We start from the raw sequence: 24,114 nt of genomic DNA, 5'->3' as shown, positions 1-24,114 counted from the left end.
TGATGCAGGGGCTGAGGATGGCTCAGAAGGGCAGCCAGCTTGGTTTTACGCTCCTCGGGTTCGTCAGCGTGTAGGCCAGTTGGTTCTGCAGGTCCCCGAACGCCAGGTTGTCCAGGTACATCGCCTCGATGCGCTGCTTGCCCACCGCCAGCTCGATGTTCTTGCCGCCCCCCACTGGCTTCGCCACCAGCGTGTCCCCTCCGGCGTAGCTCACCTGGTAGCTCTTGCCCTTACCTCCACCGGCACGTCGAAGCGCAGGTTCTGGGGAACCTCGGCCTTGTAGTTCGTTCCCTTCGCTCCCGGCACCCGCAGGTCGTCCAGGAAGTCGCGCAGGAAGTCTCGCGTCACCTGGCGCGACTGTCCGTCCAGCACCGGGTCCACCTTGTTGTCGTACCCGAAGGCCAACGTGCTGTTGCTCTTGCTCGGGTCCGTCAGGTCCCACGTCGGCAGCGTCAGCATGAACTGGTTCGCCTGCGGCTTCGTCCGGTCCATGTAGTCGTTGTAGTCCGATGCCGAGTCCTTCAGCATCGTGTAGCCGTTGAGCGCGTTCCACAGCACGTTCGTCGAGTCCAGGTTGCCCGAGGGCAGCGGCTTCGTCGTGTCCCGGTGGTCCGCTGGGTGGCCCGTTGCCCGCGTGTAGAGCGATGCGCCAATCGCTGGCAGCCCATTCTTGTTGTAGCCCATGGGCAGGTTGTCCAGCGCTCCTCCGTCCACCAGGTGCACCCGCCGGCCCGTTGCCGGGTCCACCATCTGCACCGGCTCGAACACTCCCGGAATCGCCATGGAGGCCCGCACCGCCAGCGCCACCGGCGTGTCCGGCGTCGTCTCCTGGCTGAAGACGAAGATGCGGTCCTTGGTCGACGTCATCCCGTCCGCCCCCGCCGCGCTGTCGTACGCCTTCGCTGCGAGCAGCTGCAGCGGCACCTTCAGGTCCGCGAACGTCACCGGCCGGTCGTGAATCCCTGTCATCCGGCGCAGCTCCTGGTCGAAGAGCTCGAAGGCCTGCTCTCCGTTGAGCAAGCCGCCGTCCTTCATGTCCAGGTCCCAGTCGTAGAGGTTGCTCAGCCGCGGGTCCTTCGCCAGCGCCTGGATCTGCTCGGGGCCCGCTCCCGTCGCCGCGAACGCCGCCGCGATCGAGCCCGCGGAGGTGCCGCTCAGACTCGTGGGCACCACCCCGAGCTCATACATCTCCGCCAGCATCGCCCCGTACCGCTTGCCCTTGCCTCCTCCTCCTGGAGGCTCAGGTGCACTCCCTGCGGCTCTCCGTCCTTCACCGGCATCCCCAGCTCCGCCCGTCGCGCCGCTACCGCCGCCCGGTACTCCTCCGGCGTCCGCACCGTGCGCGCCGAGGCGCCCTCGCCCAGCTTCAGCTCTCGCGGCCCGTTGCCAAAGAGGAAGTCCATGGGCGCCGGCGGCTTCGTCACCGGCGTGCCCGTGGGGAAGCGGCTCGCGCTCAGCTTCCCGCCCGGCAGCTCCTTCCCGAAGAACTGCGGATCCACCCACATCGCTCCCGGCTTCGGGGCCGTGGTGCGCGTGTAGCCATAGTCCGCCTTCAGCTTGCCCTCGGCCGCGTCCAGCGCCTTCTGCAACTCAGCACGGCGCGGGTGGTTCGCCGGCGTCATCTCCAGCTCCAAGGACAGCTGTCGCACCTTGCCCAGCGTCTCCCGGAAGTCCTTCGTCTGGTCGACGAGCTTCTTGCCCTGCTCGTCCCGAATCTTCGGCGGGAAGATGCGCTCGAGCACCTTGCGCACGTCCCCCAGGTCCACCTTCTTCAGCGCTTCCAGCGGAATCTGCAGCGGCTTGCCGGTGAGGGTGATGCCCTCCCAGCCCTTCGCTCCCGCGGGCCTCGCCCCCGTGGGCAGCCGCGCCTCGAAGGTGTCCACCACCCGATTGACGTGCTGGTTGACGCTCTTCGCCGCGTTCTGCAGCGCCTGGCCCACCTTCTCCAGTGGGTTGGAGGAGGCCGTCTCAGGCTGACGCGGCAGGGCTGTCGGGTTGGACGTACGGGGGGGCTTCACGGACATGTTTCATTATCCCCACATCCGCCCGGAAAGTTGCGAGGGGGGCAGGGGGCCAGGGTGCACGGCAGGGCGCTTGCTACAGCCGGAGAGAGCCAGCAGGGCTTCTGCACTGGAGGTAGTCGTGACGCGCCGCGCCGTCGAGCCCCAAGTCGTTGCAATGCCTGACATCATTCTCTATCCCCGTGACACGGTGATGCGTGCGCTCGAGGTGATGCACCGTTACGGCGTGCACCTGTTGCCAGTGGTGGATGATCGACACGGTGAAGTCCTCGGCCATGTCTCCGAGGAGGAGTTGCACCGCATCTGGTCCACGCTCCCGCTGGCCCGCATGACTGAAATTCTGACTGCCCGCGCTACCCTCGCTTCGGAAGGAAGTGCAGGTGAGCGTCCGCGCGTCGTCCTCGTGCCGGGCGGGCTCGGCGTCCGCTCCACCTGGTTGCACTAACGCGCGTCCGCCACCCGACGGATGGCGGCGACAATCTCCTCGGGCACCTCCTCTTGGAGGAAGTGGCCCGCAGCCGTCTCGGTGACTCGGGCGTTCGGGAAGACTTCCCGGTGGCGCCGCAGCCCGCGGCCCAGGATGGGGTCCTTCACTCCCCAGACGAGCTCCACCGCTCCCCGGAAGGAGCGCGCCCAGGCATCCCCCTCGGTGAGCTCCGCCACCGTGGGATGGTCCGGGCGGTTGGGCACCATGCGCGCCATCGCCAGCGGCGCCGCTCGGTCCACCACCCTCCGCAATGGCCAGGCGTAGGCCTTCGCCACGTCTCCTGAGATGGAGGCCGGGTCTCCCTGCGTGCGCCCCAGCACGGGCAGTGGGTAGTTGAACAGTCGGAAGGCCACGTCGCTCACTCCCGGCAGGTGGGAGAAGCGGTGGAAGGCCGTGGTGCGGAAGCGCTCGGGTTTGAGCAGCGCGGTGTTCATCACCACCAGCCCCGTCACCCGTCCCTCCGCTCGCGCCGCCATCCACGCGCCGATGGGGCCTCCCCAGTCCTGCACCACCAGCACCACGTCCTTCAAATCCAATCCCCGCACCAGCTCCAACAGCGACTCGCCATGCCGCCGCAGCGTGTGTGCCGACAGCTCCCGAGGCTTGTCGCTCAGCCCCAGGCCAATGAGGTCCGGCGCCACCACCCGGTACGGCCCCCCCGCGAGGCCCGCCATCACCTTCCTATAAAGGAAGGACCAGGTGGGGTTGCCGTGCACCAGCAGCACCGGGCGCCCCTCCCCCTCGTCCACGTAATGCATCCTCCCGAAGACAGTCGCGGCGAAGTGCGACTGGTGCGGGTAGAGGCGGGTGATGAAGGTGGGAAGTTCGCTCATGGGCGTAAAGGCGTAGCACTTCCGTGCATGGTCAACATCAGCCCCTCGTCGAGTGCCGACTTCCCAACGGGCTGCCCCCGGGTGCGCGGCCAGATCGCTGCGCGCTTGCCAGGGTGTAGGGGGTCGCCCCCACGCCAACCGGTGGGGGCCTGAGGAGGGCGTGGCATGAAGGCTGTGGCGATCATCCTCGCTGCGGGGGAGGCCAGGAAGATGGGCTACTCCAAGGCGCTCATCGAGCATGAGGGGGGCAGGAGCTTCCTCCAATCGCTCGCGTCGACGTTTGGCAAGGCCGGCTGCTCGGTCATCAGCGTCATCGGCAAGGACGCCGATGCCGTGCGCGACCAGCACCCTGCCATCCACCTGGTGGAGAACGAGCGGTGGCAGGACAGTCAGCTGGGCTCGGTGAAGTCGGGGCTGGAGGCGGCCATTGAGGAGGGCGCGGACGTGGTGCTCATCCACCCCGTGGACATGCCCGCCTTGCGCGCCTCCACCCTCAAGTCGCTCATCAAGGCGATGGGGGACTCCGTCGAGGCGCTGCGTCCCGAGTTCGAGGGCGCTTCGGGCTTCCCCATCCTCTTGTCGCGCGGCGCCGCCGAGCGGCTGCGGGAGATGGATTCGGGCGAGACGCAGTTGGAGGGCGCGGTGCGCGGCCTGCAGATGCGCCGCATCCCCGTGAAGGACCCGGGCGTCGTCGTCAACATCAACACCCCGGAGACCTACGAGCGGTTGTTCGGCTCCGCGCCGAAGCTCGCCCCTCCGCCCAAGCGCCGCGGCAAGAAGGCTGCCGAGTCCACCGGCTCCACCGCGTCCACCGGGGCCTCGGCTCCGATGGAGGTCTCCTCCGAGGGGATGTCCGGCTCTTGAGCTCGGACGGCTCGCTCGGATGGAGCATGGGTTCGTGGCACCCTCACCCTTTCCCTCGTTTGGAGGGAGAGGGGAGGGGCCCGTTTGCTAGAAGTTCAGGCCGATGCCGGCGTAGGGGCCGCTGAAGTAGTCGCGGTGCACCACGCCGTCCACCTGGCCCCGGTCGTCCAGCATCTGGAAGCGCCAGCCGGTGCGCAGCGTGATCGCGTTCAGGTGCAGCGCCAGGCCCGCCTGCGTGTCCAGCTGGGTGTACGGCACCGGCACCACCTGGGCGCGGGCTTCCAGGTCCAGCGAGCCGAACAGGCATCGCTCGAAGGTCAGCGCGAAGCTCGGGCCCGCGAAGAGGGCGTCCGGCGCCTTCGCCCAAGCCACGCCTCCCTCCAAGCGCAGCCGGGTCTGGTCGTCGGTGAACAGCGCGAGCGTCAGGTGTGCGGAGACCAGGTCGATCCTGTCCTCGCCCGGCGTCCCGTCGTCCGTGGCCAGCCGCAGCCCCGTTGCCCCCGCGGCCACGCCCCAGTGCTGGCCCTCGATGCCTGCGTTGAACGCCACCGACGAGCCCGCCCCCAGCGCCTGCCCGTCGACGCCCAGCCGGAACATCAGCGGATTGCGCCTGCGCTCCTCCGGCGGCCGCTGCTGCTGTACGACTACCGGCTCCTGCCCGTAGGGGTACATCGGCTGCTGGCCGGGTTGCTGCTCTACGGCGGGGGGGCTGGGAGGGGGCTCGTAGTGGACCGTCTCGCGGTAGGCCGACTCGTAGGCCTGCGCCCTCGCCGCGGTGTCCGCCACGAAGAAGAGGATGTCCAGGATGGTCCCCACGGTGTTCACCGTGTCGCTCACGGAGCTGGAGCCGCCAGAGCTGGAGCCACCGGAGCTGGAGCCGCCACTGTCGTTGTCGTTGTCGTTGTCGCTGGAGCCCACCGGACTGGCGTCGTGGACGTTGCCGTTGCTCGAGCTGGAACTGGAGGAGTTGGAGCTCTTACCGAAGCGCGCCTCGGCGGTGCCGGAGGTGAGGAACAGGCTCGTTGCCAGGGACGTGCACAGCAGCTGCCTGAGAGTGGGCACGGGGAGTCTCCAGAGCGGAAATGATGAGGGGCCAGTGGGTGACCAGGGGCTCGGACGGATGCCGGCTCGGTTTATTCACGGCATTTTCCGCGGGATTCCCGGGGTGGGGTTCCGCATGTAGGTGTGAGCCCCTACCTGCTGTCGCCGCGCATTGGCGCCGAGTCAGTCGAGAAAGCGTCTCCACCAGCGCTTCGCCTCGTCCTGGGTGAAGCGAATGCTGGAGTAGGTGGGCGGCTCGTCGAGAGAGTAGGTGTTCGAGAGATTCAGCGGCTCGAGCCAGGGCTCCAGCACCCGTGCGAGCTCTTGGTACGCGGGAAGGTTCTGCCCGGCGGACAGGTCTCCCGCTTCGGGCTCCTCGCCGAGGGCGACCACTGCGCGGGCCTCGTCGAGCGCGTGCACGATGCTTCCGGGGGACTGGAGGCGCGCGCGAAGGCCCTCGGCTCCACCGAGCTCGCCCAGCACGGGCTGCGCGAGGAAGTTGAGCCAGTGGATGCCATCGACACGCGTGCCCATCCGGTGTGCATGGAGCCAGGCCGGGCGCAGGTCGATGCCCGGGTAGCGCAGGAGCTCGGCGCGGAGGGCGTTGTCCGTGGAACGCAGGGGCCAGTAGAGGTGGAGGGCGAGGCCGACGTGGCCCGTGGTGAAACGAAGCTGGGAGGCCATCTCCAGGGCGAGCTCGCGCACCTTCGTGGGGCCGTGCACCTGGAGGTACTCGGTGGGGAGCGTCGCGGTGAGGGTGCTCACCAGGTTGGGGGCGGGCGTGCGCCGCGGAATGCGGGCCTGGTACCAAAGTTGGTAGCCGTTGGCGCTGCCGAAGCCGCCATCGAAGATGAGTTGAGTGGCGTAGCCCCTCTTTTCCATGCTGTAGATGGTGGGCTCGCTGAGCTCGTCGATGAAACGGAACGGGCGTTCGGGCTTGAGGAGGCGGTGGAGATAGCTCCAGCGCTCCTCGGTCAGGGAGTCACCTTCATCATCATTGATGTATGCATGATTGATTGTGCCGGGTCCCTGCTCGACCGCGTTCAGGTAGCTCTGGACAGCGTGGCTCACCCCTGATGCGATCTCCGGGTGGTCGTGTGGCATGTAGAAGGCGAAGCGGATGATGTCTCGCGCGAGCAGCTCCCGCGGCGGGAAGCGGGGTGTTTCGCCACTCCAGAGCTTGACGTAGCCAGGGCGCAGTCCCCGGTGGCGGATGCGAGGATAGAAGGCGTTCATTTTTCAAGGAGAGCCTTCGAGGGGGTCGAGGCCTTTCGGAGATATGACAGCCGCCGGACAGCGCTTTGTGAGCTTCTGGTAGCCATTGAGCTGGGCCTTGACTCCGGACATGGAGAGAGGGTCCAACTTGTGGTTGGCGAGGCAGGGGAACTTGAACTCGTAGACGCACTGCACGTCGGTTGCATTTCTCGTTCCGTGCACCACAAAGTCTGGATGGAGCGTGTTGGGGCCTCCGTTCGTGAGCGCGACTCCGTTCACATCGGGGTCCGGTTTGTAGCGAGGCTCGACGGTGAAGTTCTCACGGAGGTCTGCGGGTAAGCGCGCCTTTATACAGGCAAAGGCAGCTGCGTGTTTGAGCTTCCCGAGTTCCTGGGCGAGTGTGATGGGGTCTCCTCCGTCATCGAATGTGACGACCTTCTTGCACTCGGCGTCGTTCGGGAATTTTCCGTTCTCGAACCTGAAGCCGCCGTCGCGCTGCTGGTAGGCCTCGTTGATGTCCGCGTTGGCCTGCGCCACGCACGCCTTGAGCGTTGCTTCGACGAGATCCAACTCCGCGCCAGTCAGGGCCCGCTCGAGGGTATTGAGGCCCTGTACGGCTCTTGCGGCCTGGACTGCCTTCTCGAGCACCTGGCCGGCCCGAGTCGCCGCTGGCGCGACCAACTCCCCGGTACTCGCATTGACCGGAGCAGCACAGGCGGCGCCACATGATTGGTTGAGCTGAGTCCGTGAGCCGGTGAGCTGCCCGCCCCAAGTGGGCTGGGATTGAAAGTGCGCTGGCTGGCCGGAGAGGACTGGAACGAGAGGCGCGGTGGTGGAGCAGGAGAGGGTGATGAGCGCAGTGGTCGCGACAGCGAGCAGAACGCGCGCGGACGTCTCGGCTCGAGGGCTGCGAGGCCGTGTTTCCATGCGCGGGACTCTACCGCGTCTGTCCCGGGCGCTTCTTGGCCAGCCTCTGATCCACGGGCGGGGCGGGTGGCGGCGTGGGCTTCGGCGGGGCGGGCATGAGTTGTAGTTCCAGCCTCCGGTTGCGCTCCCGGGCCTGCGGGCCGTCATCCACCACCACCGGGTGGTAGGGCCCGTAGCCTGCCGCCACCAGTCGCTCCGGGCCCAGCTTCGTCTTCTCCCCCAGCAGCCGCACCACCGTCACCGCGCGTGCCGAGGTCAGCTCCCAGCTCGTCGGCCCTGGCGCTGTCTCCGCACTCTCAGGCACCGCATCCGTGTGCGCCGCCACCTGCACCAGGTGCCCTTCCACCGCCAGCTTCGCGCCCACCCGCGTCAGCAGCTCCGCTCCCGCCGGTGTCAGCGCCGCCTTGCGCGGCTCGAAGAGCACCCGGTCCGCCAGTTCCACCCGCAGCCGTCCCTCCGTCTCCGACAGGAAGACCTCGCCTCGCTCCAGCTCCGCCTTCAGTAACTGCTCCAACTCCACGCGCGCTGCCTCGCGCCGCGCGAGCAGCACATTCTGCTCCCCGGCCCGCTTGTTCAGCGCCGCGTTCTGCGTGCTCAGCCCTTGCTGCTGTTGCTCCAGCAGCCGCAGCCGCCGCGTCATGCTGTCCCTCAGCACCTGCAGCTCCGCTACCCGTGCCTCGGACTCGCTGGCTTCTCGCTCCAACTGCTCCACCCGCCCGGACAGCGAGGCGATGGAGCGCGTGGCCACCCAACCCCCCAGCACCGTCACTCCCAGCAAGCCCGCCAGCAGCCACCAGGGCAAACGCTGGCGCCGGCGCTTCTCCGTGTCGCTCGCTGGTCTCTCCATCCGGGCCCCTCCTTGGCGCTCGTGGTTGGAGCTCCAAGGGTATTCAGGGCGCTCGGGTAGGTCTCAAGGGGGAAAGGGTGGCGTTCTCTCTCACTGTTCAGCGCAGCCAGGCCACCAGCGCCCATGCCGCCAGCGCTACCGGGGCCAGGAAGAGCACCCCGCCCACCGCCGACATGAGCAGCGACGCCGCCGACCAGCCCGCGAACCTCATCCGGTCCTTCCGCGTCGGCGCGGGCACCGGCTTGTCCAGCCCGAGCGCCCCCCGCATCTCCTCCACCGTCCTGCCCAGCAGCGCGTCGCCGTACTCCGTGCTGTAGAGGTTGCGCGTGTGCAGGCCTCGCTGGAAGGCCCTCGCCACCCGGCGCGGCATGAAGAACAGCCCCGCCCCCATCCCCGAGAGATTCAACAGCCAGGCCACCCAGTGGTCCGTGCACCCGGTCGCCACTTCCCAGGCGGAAATCTCACACTCTCCCGGGAAGTCCGTGCGGTAGCCCGTCAGCACGTGGTGCAAATCATGGAAGCGCAGCGCCCGCACCCGCTCCGCCGAGTTGGGGAACCACACCGGCATCGGGCCCACGTCCACCCGCACCCAGCGGTCGTCATAGTTTCCGCCCTGCCCGAAGCCGTTCTCGTCGAAGTAGCGCTCACGCGCCTGCCGCAGCGTCAGGGTTGCCTCGTGACTCATGACCGTCTCCTCTTGCTCCTGCCAGAAGGCACCGCGTCCTGCTCGAGGCCCCGCAGTTGCAGCGCGAGCGCCCGCTCGAGCACTGGCCGCCACGTCTCGCCTGGGCCCAGGGCCCCGGACAGCCAGCCCATCAACGTCGTGATGTACAGCGCGAAGAGGTTGAAGCCCGCCATCTCCAGGTCGATGTGCTCCGCGACCTCGCCGCGCTCGCGCGCCGCTGCCACCAGTCCCGCCAACCGCGCCGAGAAGGTCCGCTCCAGGTGCAGTCGCTCCCCCGCGGGCCTCGGCTCCAGGAAGAGCAGCTCCCGGATGAACATGCGCGCCAGCTCCTGATCCTTCGCGTAGAGGCGGAAGAAGCCCTCGAAGACATGCACCAGCTGCTCGAGCAGCGGGGCGTCTCGAGGCAGCGTGCGGAAGCGCTCCTCCTGCACCGCCTCCACCCGCTCGGCGAAGATCAGCATCAGCAGCTCCTCCTTCGTCCGCGCGTAGAGGAACAGCGTCCCCGTCCCCACTCCCGCTCGCTCGGCGATCTCCCGCGTCGTCGTCTCCGCGTACCCCTTGCTCGCGAAGAGCTCCCTCGCCGCCTCTCGGATGCGCTCCAGCTTCTCCTGCTTGTTGCGCTCCCTCAGCCCGGGGGCCTCGGCGGCCTTCTGGCGGGCGCTGCTCTTTCGAGAAGTGACCATGCTCATTTCTGAGTATGCTCAGTTTTGTGGCACGGCGCAAGCCAATCACTCCCCGGTGAGACCGCGGGGAGGGGCACTCAGCCGAGAGGAACGCGGAGGATGAAATGGGAGCCCTGGCCCGGGGTGCTCTCCACCTTCAGCTCTCCGCCATGGGCACGGGCTATCTGCCGCGACACGTAGAGGCCCAGGCCCAGGCTCTCGCGCGAGTGTCTGCCCGAGGCCCGCTGATAGCGCTCGAAGATGCGCGCCTGTGCCTCCGGGGAGATGCCTGGCCCGTGGTCCCGCACTCCGAGCACCGCCATCTCCTGCTCGCGCTCCACGTGCAGCTCCACCGGCTGTCCAGAGGCGTACTTCATCGCGTTGGACAGCAGGTTCATCATCACCTGCTCCACTCGCAGCCGGTCCACCTTCGCCACCACGGGTGCTGGGGCCCGCACCATTGGCGTGCACCCGGCCTCCGCCAGCTTCTCTTCGAAGCGCATCACCAGCCGGTGCACCAGCTCGGTGAGGTCCACCTCCTCCGGCTCCAGCTCCAGCCGTCCGGTGGAGATGCGCGACACATCCAGCAGGTGCTTCACGAGCTGCTCCAGCCGCTCCGTCTGGCGCCGCGCCGTCACCAGCGACTGCCGCAGCTTCTCCTCCGTGGGCATGCGGCCCGCGTCCACCGAGCGCTGCAGCGCCGTGAGCTGGAGGCTCAGCGCGGACAGGGGCGTGCGCAGCTCATGCGTGGCGATGGCCACGAACTCGTCGCGCGCCTCCACCGCTTGTTCCGCCTGGTGGTAGAGCCGGGCGTTGTCCGCCGCCAGCGCCGCGCGCCAGGCCAGCTCCTCCACGAAGGCCAGGTCCCGCTCGGTGTAGCGGCGCGCCGGCTCCTGGCTCACCACCGTTAGCACCCCCAGCGTGCGCTCCCGGGCGATGAGCGGCGCCATCATCACCGAGCGCGGACGCAGCAGCTTCAACGCCGCCCGGTAGTTGGCGTCGAAGCCGCTGTCCTCCAGCATCTCGTCGGTCACCTCGGCGATCAGCCTGGCCCGGCCCGACTCCAGCACCCGCCAGATGGGAGAGTTCGGATGGGGCGCGGGGACCAGCAGCAGCGACTCCTCCAGGTGCGGCTGGGTGCCGGGCCTGCGTGCCACCGCCGCCACCCGCTCCAGGCTCCTGCCATCCTCGGACCATATGTCCACCATGCAGTAGTCCGCCATGTGCTCGGCCACCACCCGCGCGGTGCTCTCCAGCGTGGTGCGCAGGTCCAGCGAGGCGGACAGCCGCGGGGTGGCCTCGGCGAGGAAGCGCAGGCCCTCCTCCACCTTCTTCCGTTCGGAGATGTCCATCACCGTGGCGCCCACGCCCAGCGTCTCCCCCTCCACCTTCACTGGGAAGAAGGAGCATTGCACCGGGTGCGGCGGGCTGCCGGGACGTGCGGGCACCATGTAGTCCAGCAGTGTCTGCGGCGAGCCCTGCTCCATCACGCCGCGCAGCAATCCCTCCATCTCCTCCAGCTCCGGCACCACCTCGCGCGCGCGCTGCCCCAGGTGCTCCTCCCGGGGCTTGCCATTCATGGCGGCCAGCACCGGGTTGACGAGCACGTAGCGCAGCTCCCGGTCCAGGAAGGCCATGCCCACCGGCGAGGCGGCGAGGAAGGACTCCAGCAGCGCCAGGGTGGTGTCGCGCGCCCTCAGGGCCCTCTGCGCCTCCCGGTAGAGCCGGGCGTGCTCCACCACGAAGGCCACACGCCGGGCCAGCTCCTCGGCGTACTTCAGCTCCCGCTCCGTGTAGTGCCGGCCCGGGGTGGCGAGGATGAAGTTGATGACACCCACCCGGCGCGCTCCCACCAAGAGCGGCACCGCCATGCCCGAGCGGGGCCTCATCTCCTCCATGGTCCACAGGTGCTCGGGCGAGCGCGCCATCCTGGCCAGCGTCTCGGGGGAGATGTCCGTGTCGAGCATCGGGCGGCCCTCGCGGAACACCCGTGCCAGCGGGCCCTCGCCGTCCACCTTCGGAGGAAAGCGCAACGCCCGGGTCATCAGCTCCTGGTGGGCTGGCTCCCGCGCGGCGGCCACCAGGCGGTGCAGCTCTCCGTCGTCGCCCACCACGTCGATGATGCAGAAGTCCGCCAGCTCTCGCGTGGCCAGCCTCGCCACCGCCTGCAGCGTGCTCTCCCAATCCAGTGACTCCACCAGCAGGCGTGTGGCCTCGGTGAGGAAGGCCTCGGCGTGCTCGGCCTGCCGGCGCGTGGTGATGTCCACCTTCACCGCCACCGCTCCGACGATGGTGCCCCGGGTGTCCTTCAGGGCCGTGGTGGAGTGCAGCACCGTGCGCCGCGCACCATCGAAGGCGACGAGCTCCACCTCCTCGTTCACCACCGGTTGCCCGTCGCGCAGCGTGCGCGCCAGCGCCCACTCGTGCGGCTCCAGCCTCCGGCTGCTCCCGGGCCAGTAGCCCTCGTAGATGCCATAGCCCTCCAGCTCCACCTGGGGCAGAGGGCCTCCCCAGATGGTCTCCGCCATCGGGTTGGACTCGAGCAGCCTCCCCCGAGCATCCACGATGTAGACCCCCACGGGCATCAACCGCAGCAACGCTCGCAGGTGCTCGCGCTCGGCGAGCAGCGCCGTGGCTTCCGGAGAACCGGGTCGGTGGTGGTCGGACATGCCTGCGTGGACTCCCCCCACTTCCACAATAACGTCGTGGGTGGAAAAGGGTCGCCAGCGGGCTTCCCGGAGTCGGCCACTGCGCGTTTCAACCGTCGGCCTGGCGGCGGACCTCCCTCAGCGATTCCCATGGACTGAGAAAACGTCCGTGTCTCCTGCCTCGCGTGAGGTGCACGGGGCCTACCCCCTTCCGAGCAGGGCGCGCAGTGGACAGCCACCCCCGGGGATGGGCATGGGGCCGGTGGGCCCCTAGGTTCTTTCTGGAGGGCCTCGCATGAGCCCGGGTCCGGATGGGGACGGCCAGGCATGGGACGAGCCTGTCCGGCAGGCCGCTGGATTGCCGAGGGAGATGCCCACCGTGAGGAAGGTGACTGCCAGGCCCGCTGTCCTGCTCGTGGACGATCACCCCACGAACCTGCTCACGCTCGAGGGGGTACTGGAGCCACTCCAGGTTCGCTCGGTGAAGGTCACCTCCGGAGAGCAGGCGTTGCGAAGTCTGCTGAAGGAGGACTTTGCCGTCATCATCCTGGATGCACGGATGCCGGGGATGGATGGCTTCGAGACGGCCCGGCTCATCCGTCAGCGGGCGCGGCACCGGGACACGCCCATCATCCTCATCTCGGCCTTCCACCAGGACGAGTCCTCCATCATCCGCGGCTATGTCGAGGGGGCGGTGGACTACCTCACCAAGCCCTTCGACCCCGAGGTGCTGCGCGCCAAGGTGGGGCTCTTCGTGGAGCTGTTCGAGAAGGACCGTCAGCTCAAGGAGAAGGCCGTCCGGCTGCGCGAGGAGCAGGCCGAGATGCTGGCGCGCGAGCATGCGGCGCTCCTGGAGGCCGCCGTGCAGCGGGCCCGGCTCCACAGCGTCTTCACCCAGGCGCCCGTGGCCATCGCCCTGCTGCAGGGGCCCACGCACGTCTATGTGTACGCCAACCCGCTCTACCTCCAGATTGTCAGGCAGCACGACATCCTCGAGCGGCCCGCGCGCGAGGCCCACCCGGAGTTCGACGGGCAGCGGGTCTTCGAGCTGCTGGACCATGTCTTCCGCTCGGGAGAGCCGGTGGCGGGCAAGGCGATCCCCGTCGAGCTCGACACCAATGGGAAGCGGGAGACCGCCTTCTTCGACTTCGTGTACCAGCCGCTGCTCACCAGGGAGGGGAGCACGGAGGGCATCCTTGTTTGTGCCTCCGAAGTCACCGGGCAGATGCGCGCCCGCCTGAAGGCGGAGGAGTTGTCGGCAAGCCTGCAGCGCCAGCACGAGGCCCTGCAGAAGAGCGAGGAGCGCTTCCGCTCCCTCACGCATGCCGTCTCCCAGATTGTGTGGTCGACGGATGCCGACGGACGGGTCTCCACGGACTCGCCGAGCTGGAGGGCCTTCACCGGCCAGGCGATGGAGCGGTACCACGATGGGCGGTACGGCTGGCTGGAGTGCATCCATCCGGACGACCGGGCGCGAACGGTCCGACAATGGGTGGAGGCGCTGCGCCACCAGAAGGTCTTCGAGGTGGAGCACCGGGTGCGCCGGCATGACGGGAAGTACCGCCACATGTCCGCACGAGGCGTGCCCGTGGTGATGGAGGATGGGCAGGTGCGCGAGTGGGTGGGCCTCCACATCGACATCTCCGAGCAGCGGCGCTCCGAGGAGTCCGCCTCCTTCCTCGCTCGGGCCAGCGCGCTGCTCTCCACGTCCCTGGACTACGAGGCCACCCTGGCCAACGTTGCCCTGCTCGTGGTGCCCACGCTGGCGGACTGGTGCGCGGTGGACCTGCTGACGGTGGGGGGGAGCCTCGAGCGCGTCGCGGTGGCCCACCGCGAGCCGGAGAAGGTGGTGCAGGTGCACGAGTTGCTGCGCCACTTCGACCTGGACTGGAACGCTACCCGCGGCCTGCCGAAGGTGCTGCGCACCGGCGAGTCGGAGTGGCTGCCTTCCGTCCCGGAGTCCTTCTTCGACGCGGGCGCGCGGGACGAGCACCAGACGCGCTTGCTGCACGAGCTGGGTCTCTCCTCTTACGTGTGTGTGCCGCTGCTGAGCCGCGGAAGGATTCTCGGAGCGCTCACCCTCGTCTACGCGGAGGAGGCGCGGGTGTATGACGAGCGAGACGTGAGGCTGGCGGAGGACCTCGCGCGCCGCGCCGCCATCTCCGTGGACAACGCCCGGCTCTTCCGCGAGGCGAAGGAGGCGGTGCAGGTGCGCGACGAGTTCCTCTCCATCGCCTCGCACGAGCTGAAGACACCCCTCACGCCGCTGCGGCTCAAGCTCCACTCCATGCGCAGGTCCGCCCGGAGCTCGGAGGGCGCGATGGATGCCGAGACGCTGCGCGCACACCTGGACGTCGCGGAGCGGCAGGTGGCTCGGCTTTCGCGCCTCATCGACAGCCTGCTGGATGTGTCGCGCATTGGCGCCGGCAAGCTCGAGCTGGACTGGGAGGACGTGGACCTGGCGGAAGTGGTGCGCGAGGTGGTGGGCCGCTTCGAGCCCCAGGCCAGCAAGGCCGGGTGCGCCGTCACGGTGCGAGCCCCAGGGCCCGTCATCGGCCGGTGGGATCGGCTGCGTCTGGAGCAGGTGGTGACCAACCTCCTCAGCAACGCACTCAAGTACGGGGCCGGCAAGCCCGTGGAGCTCTCCGTGTCCACGGAGGCGGGCCACGCCCTGTTGCTCGTGTGCGACCAGGGCATTGGCATCGAGTCGGGCAACCTCTCGCGCATCTTCGAGCGCTTCGAGCGTGCCGTGTCCGAGCGCCATTACGGCGGCCTGGGCCTGGGCCTCTACATCACCCGCACCATCGTCCAGGCGCTCGGAGGCACCATCGAGGCCCGCAGCACGCCCGGCGAGGGCTCCACCTTCATCGTGACGCTTCCAGGTGTGTCTGCTGAGCACTCCCTCCAGACACCCGTCTCCTGAGCCCGGGACGCGAGGCGCGCCCGCACGGGGTTGGAAAGCGGACAGGGGGAGGCCACAAAAAGTCGGAGCGGCGCGCCCGGGGAGGGGAACCGGACGCGCCGCCCCCGCCGCCTCGCACCCAGAGGTGCCCAGCGGAAGTGCAGCCCTACTGCATGAATGCACCGGTGGCCTTCCCAGGGGACCGCCAGTACATGCGGCGCTACCTCGCGCCGACACTTGGGGTTGTACTCGGAGGGTCTGACATCCCCGTGGGCCCCAGCGTCTCCCCGGCGCCGGGGCCCACGGTTCCTCCGTCAACCGCGGGACTGGTTCTACACGGAGGGTCTGACACGCCCGCGCCACCAGTGGTTCCGCTCCCAACTGACGCACCCCGGCTTGATTCCAGGGGGGAGGGCGCCTATTTCCTACCTCCTGCGACAGAGAGGACTCGGGACGATGGCGATTCGATGTGTGGTGCTGGATTTCGATGGGACGTTCACCGACGCGGCGGCGGAAGGCGCGCCCTTCGTCCAGCACTTCCGCCGGCGCCTGTCCGAGGAGCTTGGCCGGGACGTCATGGAGGCGGGGTGGGCCGAGGTGGAGGCCGGGGTGCTCGCCAGCAACGAGGAGCACGGCTGGGAGGTGGGAGGCCTCGTGGTGGCGCCGGCCACCGCGGATCCATACCTGCTGGCCAACTTCGTGGCGCGCAGGCTGTGTGATCGGCTCGGGGTGATGCCGGACAAGGCCGAGCGGGCGAAGCTGCTGGACGCGCTCTATCGCGAGGCGTACGCGCAGGTGGGCATGGCCTTCAAGCCCGAGGCGAAGGAGGTGCTGGAGGCGCTGCTGGAGACGGGGCTGCCCGTGCACGTCGTCACCAACGCGCACACGGACACGGTGGAAGCCAAGCTGACGAAGCTGGCCCCGCGCGGCCGTGAGCGCCTGCGCGTGTCGGGCGATGCGCGCAAGTTCCTCATCGAGCCGCCCACCACGTCCGACGCCATCTTCGAGGCCGTGCCGGAGACGGTGCAGGTGGCCGCGCTGGTGCGCCCCATCCACCTGCGCCGCGGCCGTTACTACGATGCGCTGCGCCGCATCTGGAACGAGACGGACACCTCGCCGGAGACGACGCTGGTGGCTGGCGACATCTACGAGCTGGACCTGGCGATGCCGGCGGCGCTCGGGGCTCACGTGCAGCTCGTGGCCCGTGCCAACACGCTCGAGTACGAGCGCCGGGGCATTGCCGCGCTCGGCTCGCGCGGTGGCATGGACCCGAGTCTGCGCGCCATCCTCCCGCGCCTGCGCGGCTGAGGCGTCAGCTGCCAGCCAGCTCGGGCGCGCGACGGCTGCTTCGAACGCGGGCCAGCCGATGGCGACCGGAGGTGCGTTTCAGCCGCCGGCCAGGCCCAGCTCGCGCACGCGGCGCTGGAGCGCGCGCTTGGAGACCTCCAGCCGCTTCACCATCTGGTCCAGATCGCCCTGGCACTCCCGGAAGCAGCGGGAGATCTCCTCCGGGCTCAGGTCCCCGGCGGTGCGCAGCAGGGAGCTCTTCTCGATGATCATGTAGATGGATGCGCGGGAGATGCCCAACCGCTCCGCCGTCGCCTTGAGGTCCCACGCGCAGGCGCGCAGGGCCTCCAGCAGCTCCTGCTCGCCCACGTCCGAGGGTTTGCGCCGCGAGGGGGACAGGTCCTCGAACATGGGGGTGTTGTCGTTGGCGGGCGCGGGGAACACGCTCAGCGAGTGCCCGGGCAGGGGGAGGGCGGCCGAGTCCAGCTCCTGCTCCAACCGCGCGTCGACCCTCAGGTGCGGCAGGCCCCGGCTGCCGATGATGAGCTGCCGGGTGACGTTGCGCAGCTGGCGCACGTTGCCAGGCCACTCGTAGCGTACCAGGCGCACCGCCAGCGACGTGGGCAGCCACGGCTCGTCCTGGGGCTCTCGGGCTGCCAGCCGCGAGGCCTCGCCCGTGGCCTCCAACTCCTGTCGGGCGAAGTGCAGGAAGAGCGGGCCGATGTCCTCACGGCGCTCGCGCAGCGGTGGCACTTGAATCTCGAAGCCCGCCAGTCGGTGCAGCAGCGGCGCTTTGAAGAGTCCCTGGCGGATGCGCTCCTCCAGATGGGCGTCCGTGGCGGTGATGAGCCGCACGTCCACGTGCACCGAGGCCTGCCCGCCCACTGGGAATACCTCGCCCGTCTCCAGCACGCGCAGCAGCGCCACCTGTACCTCGGGCGGGGCCTCGCCCACCTCGTCCAGGAAGAGGGTGCCTCCGTGGGCGGCGCGGAAGATTCCTTCGCGATCCTTCATGGCGCCCGTGTACGCGCCCCGCTGCACGCCGAAGAGCTCGGCGGAGACCAGCTCCCTGGGCAGGGCACCCAGGTTGACGCTGATGAAGGGCCCGTCTCGGCGTGGGCTCTGCTGGTGCAGCGCCCGCGCCACCAGCTCCTTGCCCGAGCCCGTCTCACCGCGGATGAGCACCGGCACGTTCAGGTCCGCCACGCGGCAGACATCCTCGCGCACTCGACGCAGGCGCTCGCTCTGGCCCACCATGCCCAGGTCTCCCACGCTGGGCACCTCGGGCGCATGGGCCAGGTGGAGCAGCAGTACCACCCGCTCGGAGAGCTCCAGCGGCACGCCCGCGGCCAGTGCCTCCATCGTGAACTCCCGGCTCCCGCGCACGGGCTCTCCCCCCACCCGCACCGGTGTCCCATCTTCTGGTACCACCAGCCGCAGGCGCCCGCGTGCCCCGGGCTCGAACCGCACGGGCTTGCGGCTGAGGAACGCGTCCCCCAGAGGTCGAGCCAGGAGGCTGCCGGGCCGGGCAAAGTCCGGGGCATTGCGCGACAGGGAGGCCGTCCTGCCGGCAGCAGCCAACATCTCGAGCAGCAGCCGCTCGCCAATGCGCTCGGATTTAGGGTGGGCGACGATGGTCAGGGCCGGCACGGTGCGCGCGGTGGGCCTCTCCCGACCGCGTGCATTCGCGGCCGTCGTTGCCGAATCGTCGGAAATCTTCTTCTGCATGAGGCGCCCGCCCTTACCGCATCGTGGTTGCTCCTGTTCAGGAGTTTACACCGATGCCCGACGCTGGATCTGGTGGTCACCATCACAGGGGGTGTGTCGCCAGCCACTGGGTCACCCGAGCGAGCTGTCGTTGTTGTCTCAAACTTCGAAAAGATTCCTGGGCCTGGATGGCCAGGTCCCTGGCGCGTGCGTGTTCAGCGCCCGCCTCCCACAGTGTTCGGGCCAGGTGCCACTGCACCTCGGCGCGTGAGCGAGTCTCTATGTGCGCGAGGGCGCGCTCCAGCAAGGGAATGGCCGCCGCGGGCTGGCCGCGAGCCAGTCGAAGCTCGCCCCATCCGAGCAGCGCATGCGCGAGGAGCACGGGGCTCTGGTGGAAGGGCTTCTCTCCGATGGTTTGTGCCCGGCGCAAGTAGCGGGCCGCCTCGTCCCACTTGCCGAGCCGCACCAGGGTCTGGCCCAGGACGACGCAAGTGGTGGCCACGGCGAGGTGGTCGGGCCCCAGGTTCTTCTCCTCGATGGCGAGGGCTCGCTCGTACCGCACCTGGGCCTGCTCGTACTGGTCCAGCTCCAGCAGCACGTTGCCCATCCTGTTGAGCAGCCGAGACAGGTCGACCTCGTTGTGGCCCGGGAGTTGTTCCAGTAGCGCCAGTGCGCGCGCGAAGTCCTCGCGGGCCTGCTCATTCTCTCCCTGGCTCCAACGCACGCTGCCCAGGGTTTCGTGCATCAGCGCTCGTTGCCGCGCGTCTCCAAGGCGCTCCGTGGAGGCTCTCAGGGGCAGCTCCATCCACAGGGCCTCGGCATGGCGGGCCTGCCGTGTTCCCACCACCGTGACGAGCAGGTTCCAGGCGCGTGTCTCCATCAAGGTGTCCTTGCCCTGGGCTGACAGCACGAGCGCCTCGCGCAACGAGGCCTCGGCGCCCTTGTAGTCGCCGGCCCCGTCCTGCAGCGAGGCGTTCCAGTAGAGGACCCGGGCCGACAGCGGAGGATGGCCCAGGGCTTCCACCCGCGGCCAAAGCTGCTCCGCGAGCGACAGGCCCTCCTTGTACTTTCCCGTGTGGTGGAGCGCTGCCAGCCGATCCACCTGCCGCTCCAGGCCGTACTCGCGCAGCACCGCCAGGCGTGGCAGCTGGTCGGCTCTTTCTTGGCGTGCCAGCTCACAGGCCTCCGTCCGCTGGTTCACCCATCGGCGCGTAGAGGCAGCTGGTTGCTTCGGGTCGTTCTCCAGCTCTTCCAGCAGCTCCCTCAGCGAGCTCGGGCGCTGGAGGGGGTCGGCCCGCAGTCCGCGCAGCACCGCCCGCGCCACCCACGTGGGCACTTCGGTCTGCGCTGGCACGGGGGTGATGCGCTCCGCCAGCCGCGCCTCGAGCAGCTCGGCCTCGCTGTCACCTGCGAAGGGCCGCTGGTCGTAGAGGGCCTCGTAGAGGGCCACACAGAAGGTGAACAGGTCGCTCCGCGCATCCACGGGTCGGCCCTGGAGCTGCTCGGGAGCCATGTAGCGCGGGGTGCCGAGCATTCCACCGGACTCGGTGAGCGGCTCCACCCACGTGCGTGGTAGCGCGCATTCCTCCTTCCATACAGGCGTGCTGGCGTCCGAGGCGGGGGCTGCCTGGGCCAGGCCGAAGTCCGTCACTCGCACGCGCCCGTCCTGGCCTACCAGCACGTTGTCCGGCTTGAAGTCCCGGTGCACCAGCCCCGCGGCATGCGCCGCTGCCAGGCCCTGGCCGGCCTCCAGGAAGGCACGCAGCACTTCCCTCCAGGTGCGCGGCTGCTGCTGGAGCCACTGCCGCAGCGTTCGCCCCTCCACGTACTCCATGGCGATGAAGACCGAGTCGTCCTCCAGCCGCCCCGCGTCGTATACGTGCACCACGTGGGGGCTATTGAGCCGCGCCATGGCCTGGGCCTCGCGCAGCAGGCGCACCTGGGAGTCGTCACCGTCATCGAGTCCCCAGCGGGGACGCAGCAGCTTGAGGGCCACGCGCCGGTTGAGCCTCGCGTCGTAGGCGGCCAGGACCAGGCCCATGCCGCCATGTCCCAGCGGATTGAGGACCGTGTAGCGCTCAGCCAGGACGTGCCCGGGAGGCGGTGAGGGCAGCGCCGCTTCCATGGGGAATGAGGGTGGGGGCATGCCCGCAAGAGCCAACTTCCCCAAGGTCGGCGCCTCCTCCGCGGAATCGGAGTGGTGGAACCCATCCGGACGCTGAGCGGTCATGCCCCGGAACTCTAGCTCTTCATCGCGGAGGGCGTTGGCTCGCATCGTGTCCGAGCGCTCGGTGGGCAGAAATGCGAGTCCAATAGAGTGGTCCGACTCCACATTCGTTTGAGGGAATCCGATTGATTCATCCGGTCCAAAGCCTGCTTGATTCTCCTCGTAGGAACCCTCGTGAGTGCCTGCGCTATGCCGGGCGCGAAGCGCGAGCTCTCTGAATTCAAGAAGTGGCCCTCGAAGCCACCGGATTGTGACTTTGAGCTCCTCGAGGAGGACTTCGAGCCGTCGCGTCCCTACGAGGTGCTGGGCTCGCTGACTTTCGACGGCAACCAATGGTTGGGGCAGAAAGGGTGCAAGGAGGTGCTGCGCGACACGGCGTGCAAGGCGGGTGCGGACGTCGTTCTGCCCAGCCGCCGCCTCCTCTACCGCGCTCCTCTGACACGGTGGTGATTCCCGCCCCCCTCGTGGACGGGGGACGTGGAGGGCACGAGCGTCATCCGGAAGGAGTAGGCCGGGGGCACTCACACGCGGGCCTATCCGACACCGTCGTTCACCCCCGTAGGACAGTTGGCGTGGGGGGGCGCCGCCGCAGATTCCAGCCTTCGAGAGAAGGAGGTCCCCATGCCGATGCATGGTCGCCTGCCGCTATTGCTGGCTGCGCTCTGCTGCCTGGTGCCCGCTTCGGGCCTGGCCTCGAAGGATGACCCGGGGGGGGCCGCCTCCTGGAGCAACGAGCCCGAGTGTCCGGTCCTCCGATGTGCTCCCGCCTTCCTGGTCAGGGACATCGCCTTCGGCTCGCGAAGCGCGGTGCCCTCGGCGTTCACGGACCTGGACGGGGTGCTCCTCTTCAGCGCGGAGGAGCGCGAGCACGGCCGCGAGCTGTGGCGGAGCGATGGGACACTGGCCGGAACCGTGCTCGTCCGGGACATCCAGCCCGGCCCCGCTGGCTCCATTCCCGGGCCGGACGAGGAGTCGGGCTTCACCTTCAAGGTGATGGTGGCGGGGGAGGGCTTCGTCTTCCTCGTGGCCGACGATGGCGTGCACGGCTCCGAGCTGTGGAAGAGCGATGGCACCGCGGCTGGCACCGTGCTGATCAAGGACATCTTCCCCGGCGCGGATTCCTCCTCCCCCTCGGAGCTGACCTTCGTGGGCGGAGTGCTCTACTTCTCCGCCGAGGACGCGGACGGCGGGCGCGAGCTGTGGCGGAGCGACGGGACGGAGGCTGGCACCTTCCGGGTCGCGGATATCTCCCCGGGCAGCGCGGGCTCGGGCCCGAGCGAGCTCACCGTGCTGGGCAGCCTGCTCCTCTTCTCGGCCGACGATGGAGTCCATGGCGCGGAGCCGTGGCGGAGCGACGGGACGACGGCTGGCACCTTCCTCCTCGGGGACGTCTTTCCAGGCGCGGACTCTTCTTTCCCTGGAACCCCGACACCGGTGGGGGGGGTGGCTTTCTTCGACGCCGACCATCCCGACTTCGGCCGGGAGCTGTGGCGGACCGATGGGACGGTGGCCGGCACCTTCCTCGTCGAGGACCTCATTCCGGGACCCGAGGGCACGAGCATCGGCGGGACCGGCGTGGGTGGGCTCTTCCTCTTCTTCGCCAGGGACCCGGAGCATGGCAACGAGCTGTGGAGGAGCGACGGAACGGCGGCGGGCACCTTCCTCGTCAAGGACATATTCCCCGGTCCCACGGACTCGTTCGACGATGAAGAGGCGTCCCGTTCCTTCACCGCGCTGGGCGGGCTGCTGATGTTCACCGCCAACGAGGGGGTGCATGGCGAGGAGCTGTGGCGGAGCGATGGGACGGAGGCGGGCACCGTCCTCGTCGAGGATCTCAACCCCGGCCCCGATGGCTCGAGCCCTGGCGGCCTGACGGACGTGGGGGGAATCCTGCTGTTCTCCATCGGAGACCTGTGGCGGAGCGATGGGACGGCGGCTGGGACGTTCCGTCTCCGGGAGGTCACCGGCGGAGTGAACTCCTTTGGCGCCCGGGGGTTCACCGTCTCCGGCTCGCACGTCTTCTTCCTCGCCTTGGGGCCCAGTACCGGGAACGAGTTGTGGGCCCTACCCCTGGCGTCGCTGGACTGCCTGCCCTCGAGCTCGGGGGGAACCATGGGCTCCCGGACTTCCGGTCGCGGGGAGGCGTTGGCCATGGGCGAGGGGACCTGGCTGCCCGGAGGTCTCGGGGGACTGCTCTGGGGTGGATTGCCGATGCTCGCGCTGTGGGGCGTGGTGCGGTGGCGAAGGGGCGGCCGCTCGCGCCACGGAGCGACGGGCTTCCCGTGGGGGCTGATGCTTCTCTCGTTGCTCCTCCTTCCGGGCCTGCTCGGTGGGTGTTCTCCTGTGGCGCGGGAGACCGATGAGGTGCCCGCCGGGGAGCTGGAGCAGGAGGCCACCTCCAGCAACTCCTCGTGCAGGGGCCCCTTCCTGGTCGAGGACATCTTTCCCTGTATCGATGGCTCGTCGCTGCGGGAGCTCACCGACGTGAAGGGGACGCTCTTCTTCTCCGCGAACGATGGTGTTCATGGCCCGGAGCTGTGGAGGAGTGACGGGACGCGCGGCGGGACGAGGTTGGTGGAGGACAGCTTCCCCGGTCCCGTGGGCGCGGCTCCCTTCCGGTTCGCCGTCCTGGGCCGGACGCTCTTCTACACCGCGGATGACGGGGTCAATGGACGGGAGCTGTGGAAGAGCGATGGGACGCGCGCAGGGACGAGGATCGTGAGGGACATCATCCCCGGTCCTGGAAACTCGGACCCCTTCGCGCTGACGCCCGTGGATGATCTGCTCTTCTTCGTCATCAACGTGCCGACGGGCGGCTCCGAGCTGTGGAGGAGCGATGGTTCGCGGAGCGGGACGTTCCGGTTGAGAGCTGTAGGAGATCTCTTCCAACTGGGGTCCGTGGGCGACAGGCTCCTCTTCGCGGGTTTCGACGAGGAGGCCGGCCGGGAGCTGTGGAGGAGCGACGGCACGGTGGCCGGGACGAGGCGCGTGAAGGACCTGTCCCCGGGGCCGGCCAGCTCGGATCCCATCAACTTCACCGAGGTGGACGGAATCACCTTCTTCGCCGCCTTCGCCGGGGGAGAGAACCGCGAGCTGTGGCGGACGGATGGGACGACGGCCGGGACGAGACTCGTGAAGGACATCATCCCCGGGCCCCGGGGCTCGTTCCCGGGTGATTTCGTCGCGGCGGATGACACGCTCTTCTTCACAGCGGAGAACGAGCGCTTCGAGCGCAGGCTCTTCAAGAGCGATGGGACGGAGGACGGCACCGTCCAGGTGGGGGACGTCGAGCCCCTGGGGGGCGACATCGGCCTCGAGGCCGTGGGGGAGCGGGTCTTCTTCCTCGTCGAGGACGCCACGACGGGACGCGAGCTGTGGGTGAGCGACGGCACGGACGCGGGCACGATGCTCGTCAAGGACATCGTCCCCGGCCCCGACAGCTCGGAGCCCGAGGAGCTGACGGCGGTGGACGGGCTGCTCCTCTTCACCGCCTTTGATGGCACCACGAGTGGCCGCGAGCTGTGGATGAGCGACGGGACGGAAGCGGGCACGGTGCGCATCACGGACATCGCGCCCGGCGCCGATTCGTCCACCCCACGTGACATCACCCGCTCGGGCTCCAAGGTGTTCTTCATCGCGGACGACCTCACCCATGGCGAGGAGCTGTGGGCCCTGCACCGCGCCTGCCTGCCTCGCGGAAGACGGTGACGCCCTTCATGGGCTTCTCCCGCCATCCGGACGCAGTAGGCTGGGGGGGTCGA

At 68.9% G+C, this 24,114-nt stretch carries 19 protein-coding genes; 6 read left to right on the top strand and 13 right to left on the bottom strand.

What is annotated here, in order from left to right; translation table 11 throughout:
• Positions 1–22 precede the first annotated feature (22 nt).
• From OV287_RS50190 to OV287_RS50180, 3 genes are read right to left on the bottom strand one after another with little or no spacing between them, the layout of a single operon-like run.
• Positions 23–214 carry a hypothetical protein gene (locus tag OV287_RS50190; protein WP_267541208.1) on the bottom strand — a complete coding sequence of 64 codons (192 nt, stop codon included), beginning with the start codon at positions 212–214 and terminating at the stop codon, positions 23–25.
• Positions 211–1,200 (bottom strand): patatin-like phospholipase family protein, encoded by a 990-nt coding sequence (locus OV287_RS50185; RefSeq protein WP_267541207.1) that lies wholly within the window; start codon positions 1,198–1,200, stop codon positions 211–213. The genes OV287_RS50190 and OV287_RS50185 overlap by 4 nt, the downstream gene beginning before the upstream one ends.
• Positions 1,155–2,024, bottom strand: a complete 870-nt coding sequence (locus tag OV287_RS50180; protein ID WP_267541206.1) for a hypothetical protein — start codon at positions 2,022–2,024, stop codon at positions 1,155–1,157. Before OV287_RS50180 ends, OV287_RS50185 begins: the two co-directional genes overlap by 46 nt.
• A 154-nt stretch (positions 2,025–2,178) precedes the next feature.
• Between OV287_RS50180 and OV287_RS50175 the strand changes: the two genes are divergently transcribed.
• Positions 2,179–2,466, top strand: a complete 288-nt coding sequence (locus OV287_RS50175; RefSeq protein WP_267541205.1) for a CBS domain-containing protein — start codon at positions 2,179–2,181, stop codon at positions 2,464–2,466.
• On the opposite strand, the gene OV287_RS50170 is transcribed toward OV287_RS50175, so the two are convergent.
• Positions 2,463–3,341 carry an alpha/beta fold hydrolase gene (locus OV287_RS50170; protein WP_267541204.1) on the bottom strand — a complete coding sequence of 293 codons (879 nt, stop codon included), beginning with the start codon at positions 3,339–3,341 and terminating at the stop codon, positions 2,463–2,465. The two genes, OV287_RS50175 and OV287_RS50170, sit on opposite strands and share 4 nt — an antisense overlap.
• A gap of 165 nt (positions 3,342–3,506) precedes the next feature.
• On the opposite strand from OV287_RS50170, the gene OV287_RS50165 reads away from it, so the two are divergent.
• Positions 3,507–4,205 carry a nucleotidyltransferase family protein gene (locus OV287_RS50165; protein ID WP_267541203.1) on the top strand — a complete coding sequence of 233 codons (699 nt, stop codon included), beginning with the start codon at positions 3,507–3,509 and terminating at the stop codon, positions 4,203–4,205.
• 87 nt (positions 4,206–4,292) lie between these two features.
• Here OV287_RS50165 and OV287_RS50160 read toward each other — a convergent pair whose 3' ends face one another.
• From OV287_RS50160 to OV287_RS50130, 7 genes are all read right to left on the bottom strand, one after another.
• Positions 4,293–5,267 carry a hypothetical protein gene (locus tag OV287_RS50160; RefSeq protein WP_267541202.1) on the bottom strand — a complete coding sequence of 325 codons (975 nt, stop codon included), beginning with the start codon at positions 5,265–5,267 and terminating at the stop codon, positions 4,293–4,295.
• A gap of 162 nt (positions 5,268–5,429) precedes the next feature.
• Positions 5,430–6,482 carry a type VI immunity family protein gene (locus tag OV287_RS50155; RefSeq protein WP_267541201.1) on the bottom strand — a complete coding sequence of 351 codons (1,053 nt, stop codon included), beginning with the start codon at positions 6,480–6,482 and terminating at the stop codon, positions 5,430–5,432.
• A 3-nt stretch (positions 6,483–6,485) separates the two neighbouring features.
• Positions 6,486–7,109 (bottom strand): hypothetical protein, encoded by a 624-nt coding sequence (locus OV287_RS50150; RefSeq protein ID WP_267541200.1) that lies wholly within the window; start codon positions 7,107–7,109, stop codon positions 6,486–6,488.
• Between the two features lie 289 nt (positions 7,110–7,398).
• Entirely contained in the window at positions 7,399–8,235 is an 837-nt protein-coding gene (locus tag OV287_RS50145) for an OmpA/MotB family protein (RefSeq protein ID WP_267541199.1), read from the bottom strand.
• A gap of 97 nt (positions 8,236–8,332) precedes the next feature.
• Positions 8,333–8,920, bottom strand: coding sequence for a hypothetical protein (locus OV287_RS50140; RefSeq protein WP_267541198.1), 588 nt, complete (start codon positions 8,918–8,920; stop codon positions 8,333–8,335).
• Positions 8,917–9,603 (bottom strand): TetR/AcrR family transcriptional regulator, encoded by a 687-nt coding sequence (locus OV287_RS50135; RefSeq protein WP_267541197.1) that lies wholly within the window; start codon positions 9,601–9,603, stop codon positions 8,917–8,919. The genes OV287_RS50140 and OV287_RS50135 overlap by 4 nt, the downstream gene beginning before the upstream one ends.
• 77 nt (positions 9,604–9,680) lie before the next feature.
• A complete protein-coding gene (locus tag OV287_RS50130) occupies positions 9,681–12,251 on the bottom strand; it encodes a GAF domain-containing protein (RefSeq protein WP_267541196.1) in 2,571 nt (856 codons plus the stop codon).
• Between the two features lie 274 nt (positions 12,252–12,525).
• On the opposite strand from OV287_RS50130, the gene OV287_RS50125 reads away from it, so the two are divergent.
• A complete protein-coding gene (locus tag OV287_RS50125) occupies positions 12,526–15,153 on the top strand; it encodes an ATP-binding protein (RefSeq protein ID WP_267541195.1) in 2,628 nt (875 codons plus the stop codon).
• Between the two features lie 435 nt (positions 15,154–15,588).
• Positions 15,589–16,440 carry an HAD family hydrolase gene (locus tag OV287_RS50120; RefSeq protein ID WP_267541194.1) on the top strand — a complete coding sequence of 284 codons (852 nt, stop codon included), beginning with the start codon at positions 15,589–15,591 and terminating at the stop codon, positions 16,438–16,440.
• Between the two features lie 78 nt (positions 16,441–16,518).
• Here OV287_RS50120 and OV287_RS50115 read toward each other — a convergent pair whose 3' ends face one another.
• Together OV287_RS50115 and OV287_RS50110 are read right to left on the bottom strand one after the other, a co-directional pair.
• Positions 16,519–18,147: a sigma 54-interacting transcriptional regulator gene (locus OV287_RS50115; protein ID WP_267541193.1), complete on the bottom strand. Its 1,629-nt coding sequence runs from the start codon at positions 18,145–18,147 to the stop codon at positions 16,519–16,521.
• Positions 18,148–18,229: 82 nt separating this feature from the next.
• Positions 18,230–20,272, bottom strand: a complete 2,043-nt coding sequence (locus OV287_RS50110) for a serine/threonine-protein kinase (protein ID WP_267541192.1) — start codon at positions 20,270–20,272, stop codon at positions 18,230–18,232.
• 255 nt (positions 20,273–20,527) lie between these two features.
• On the opposite strand from OV287_RS50110, the gene OV287_RS50105 reads away from it, so the two are divergent.
• Complete coding sequence (locus OV287_RS50105) at positions 20,528–20,803, top strand: hypothetical protein (RefSeq protein ID WP_267541191.1); 276 nt, start codon at positions 20,528–20,530, stop codon at positions 20,801–20,803.
• 171 nt (positions 20,804–20,974) lie between these two features.
• A complete protein-coding gene (locus OV287_RS50100) occupies positions 20,975–24,061 on the top strand; it encodes an ELWxxDGT repeat protein (RefSeq protein WP_267541190.1) in 3,087 nt (1,028 codons plus the stop codon).
• Positions 24,062–24,114 lie beyond the last annotated feature (53 nt).

Origin of the sequence: Archangium lansingense, assembly GCF_026626635.1 — a bacterium.
In the GTDB taxonomy this organism is placed as follows: domain Bacteria; phylum Myxococcota; class Myxococcia; order Myxococcales; family Myxococcaceae; genus Archangium; species Archangium lansingense.
The sequence above is the reverse complement of the archived record's forward strand: the minus strand, read 5'-3'. Positions and strand labels throughout refer to the sequence as shown.

Excerpts from the sequence above, each read along its gene's own strand:
- OV287_RS50125 (WP_267541195.1), top strand. The coding sequence starts at position 12,526 with ATGAGCCCGGGTCCGGATGGGGACGGCCAGGCATGGGACGAGCCTGTC.
- OV287_RS50135 (WP_267541197.1), bottom strand. The coding sequence starts at position 9,603 with ATGGTCACTTCTCGAAAGAGCAGCGCCCGCCAGAAGGCCGCCGAGGCC.
- OV287_RS50110 (WP_267541192.1), bottom strand. The coding sequence starts at position 20,272 with ATGCCCCCACCCTCATTCCCCATGGAAGCGGCGCTGCCCTCACCGCCT.
- OV287_RS50120 (WP_267541194.1), top strand. The coding sequence starts at position 15,589 with ATGGCGATTCGATGTGTGGTGCTGGATTTCGATGGGACGTTCACCGAC.
- OV287_RS50115 (WP_267541193.1), bottom strand. The coding sequence starts at position 18,147 with ATGCAGAAGAAGATTTCCGACGATTCGGCAACGACGGCCGCGAATGCA.
- OV287_RS50140 (WP_267541198.1), bottom strand. The coding sequence starts at position 8,920 with ATGAGTCACGAGGCAACCCTGACGCTGCGGCAGGCGCGTGAGCGCTAC.
- OV287_RS50170 (WP_267541204.1), bottom strand. The coding sequence starts at position 3,341 with ATGAGCGAACTTCCCACCTTCATCACCCGCCTCTACCCGCACCAGTCG.
- OV287_RS50180 (WP_267541206.1), bottom strand. The coding sequence starts at position 2,024 with ATGTCCGTGAAGCCCCCCCGTACGTCCAACCCGACAGCCCTGCCGCGT.
- OV287_RS50175 (WP_267541205.1), top strand. The coding sequence starts at position 2,179 with ATGCCTGACATCATTCTCTATCCCCGTGACACGGTGATGCGTGCGCTC.
- OV287_RS50165 (WP_267541203.1), top strand. The coding sequence starts at position 3,507 with ATGAAGGCTGTGGCGATCATCCTCGCTGCGGGGGAGGCCAGGAAGATG.
- OV287_RS50100 (WP_267541190.1), top strand. The coding sequence starts at position 20,975 with ATGCCGATGCATGGTCGCCTGCCGCTATTGCTGGCTGCGCTCTGCTGC.
- OV287_RS50145 (WP_267541199.1), bottom strand. The coding sequence starts at position 8,235 with ATGGAGAGACCAGCGAGCGACACGGAGAAGCGCCGGCGCCAGCGTTTG.
- OV287_RS50185 (WP_267541207.1), bottom strand. The coding sequence starts at position 1,200 with ATGCTGGCGGAGATGTATGAGCTCGGGGTGGTGCCCACGAGTCTGAGC.
- OV287_RS50130 (WP_267541196.1), bottom strand. The coding sequence starts at position 12,251 with ATGTCCGACCACCACCGACCCGGTTCTCCGGAAGCCACGGCGCTGCTC.
- OV287_RS50155 (WP_267541201.1), bottom strand. The coding sequence starts at position 6,482 with ATGAACGCCTTCTATCCTCGCATCCGCCACCGGGGACTGCGCCCTGGC.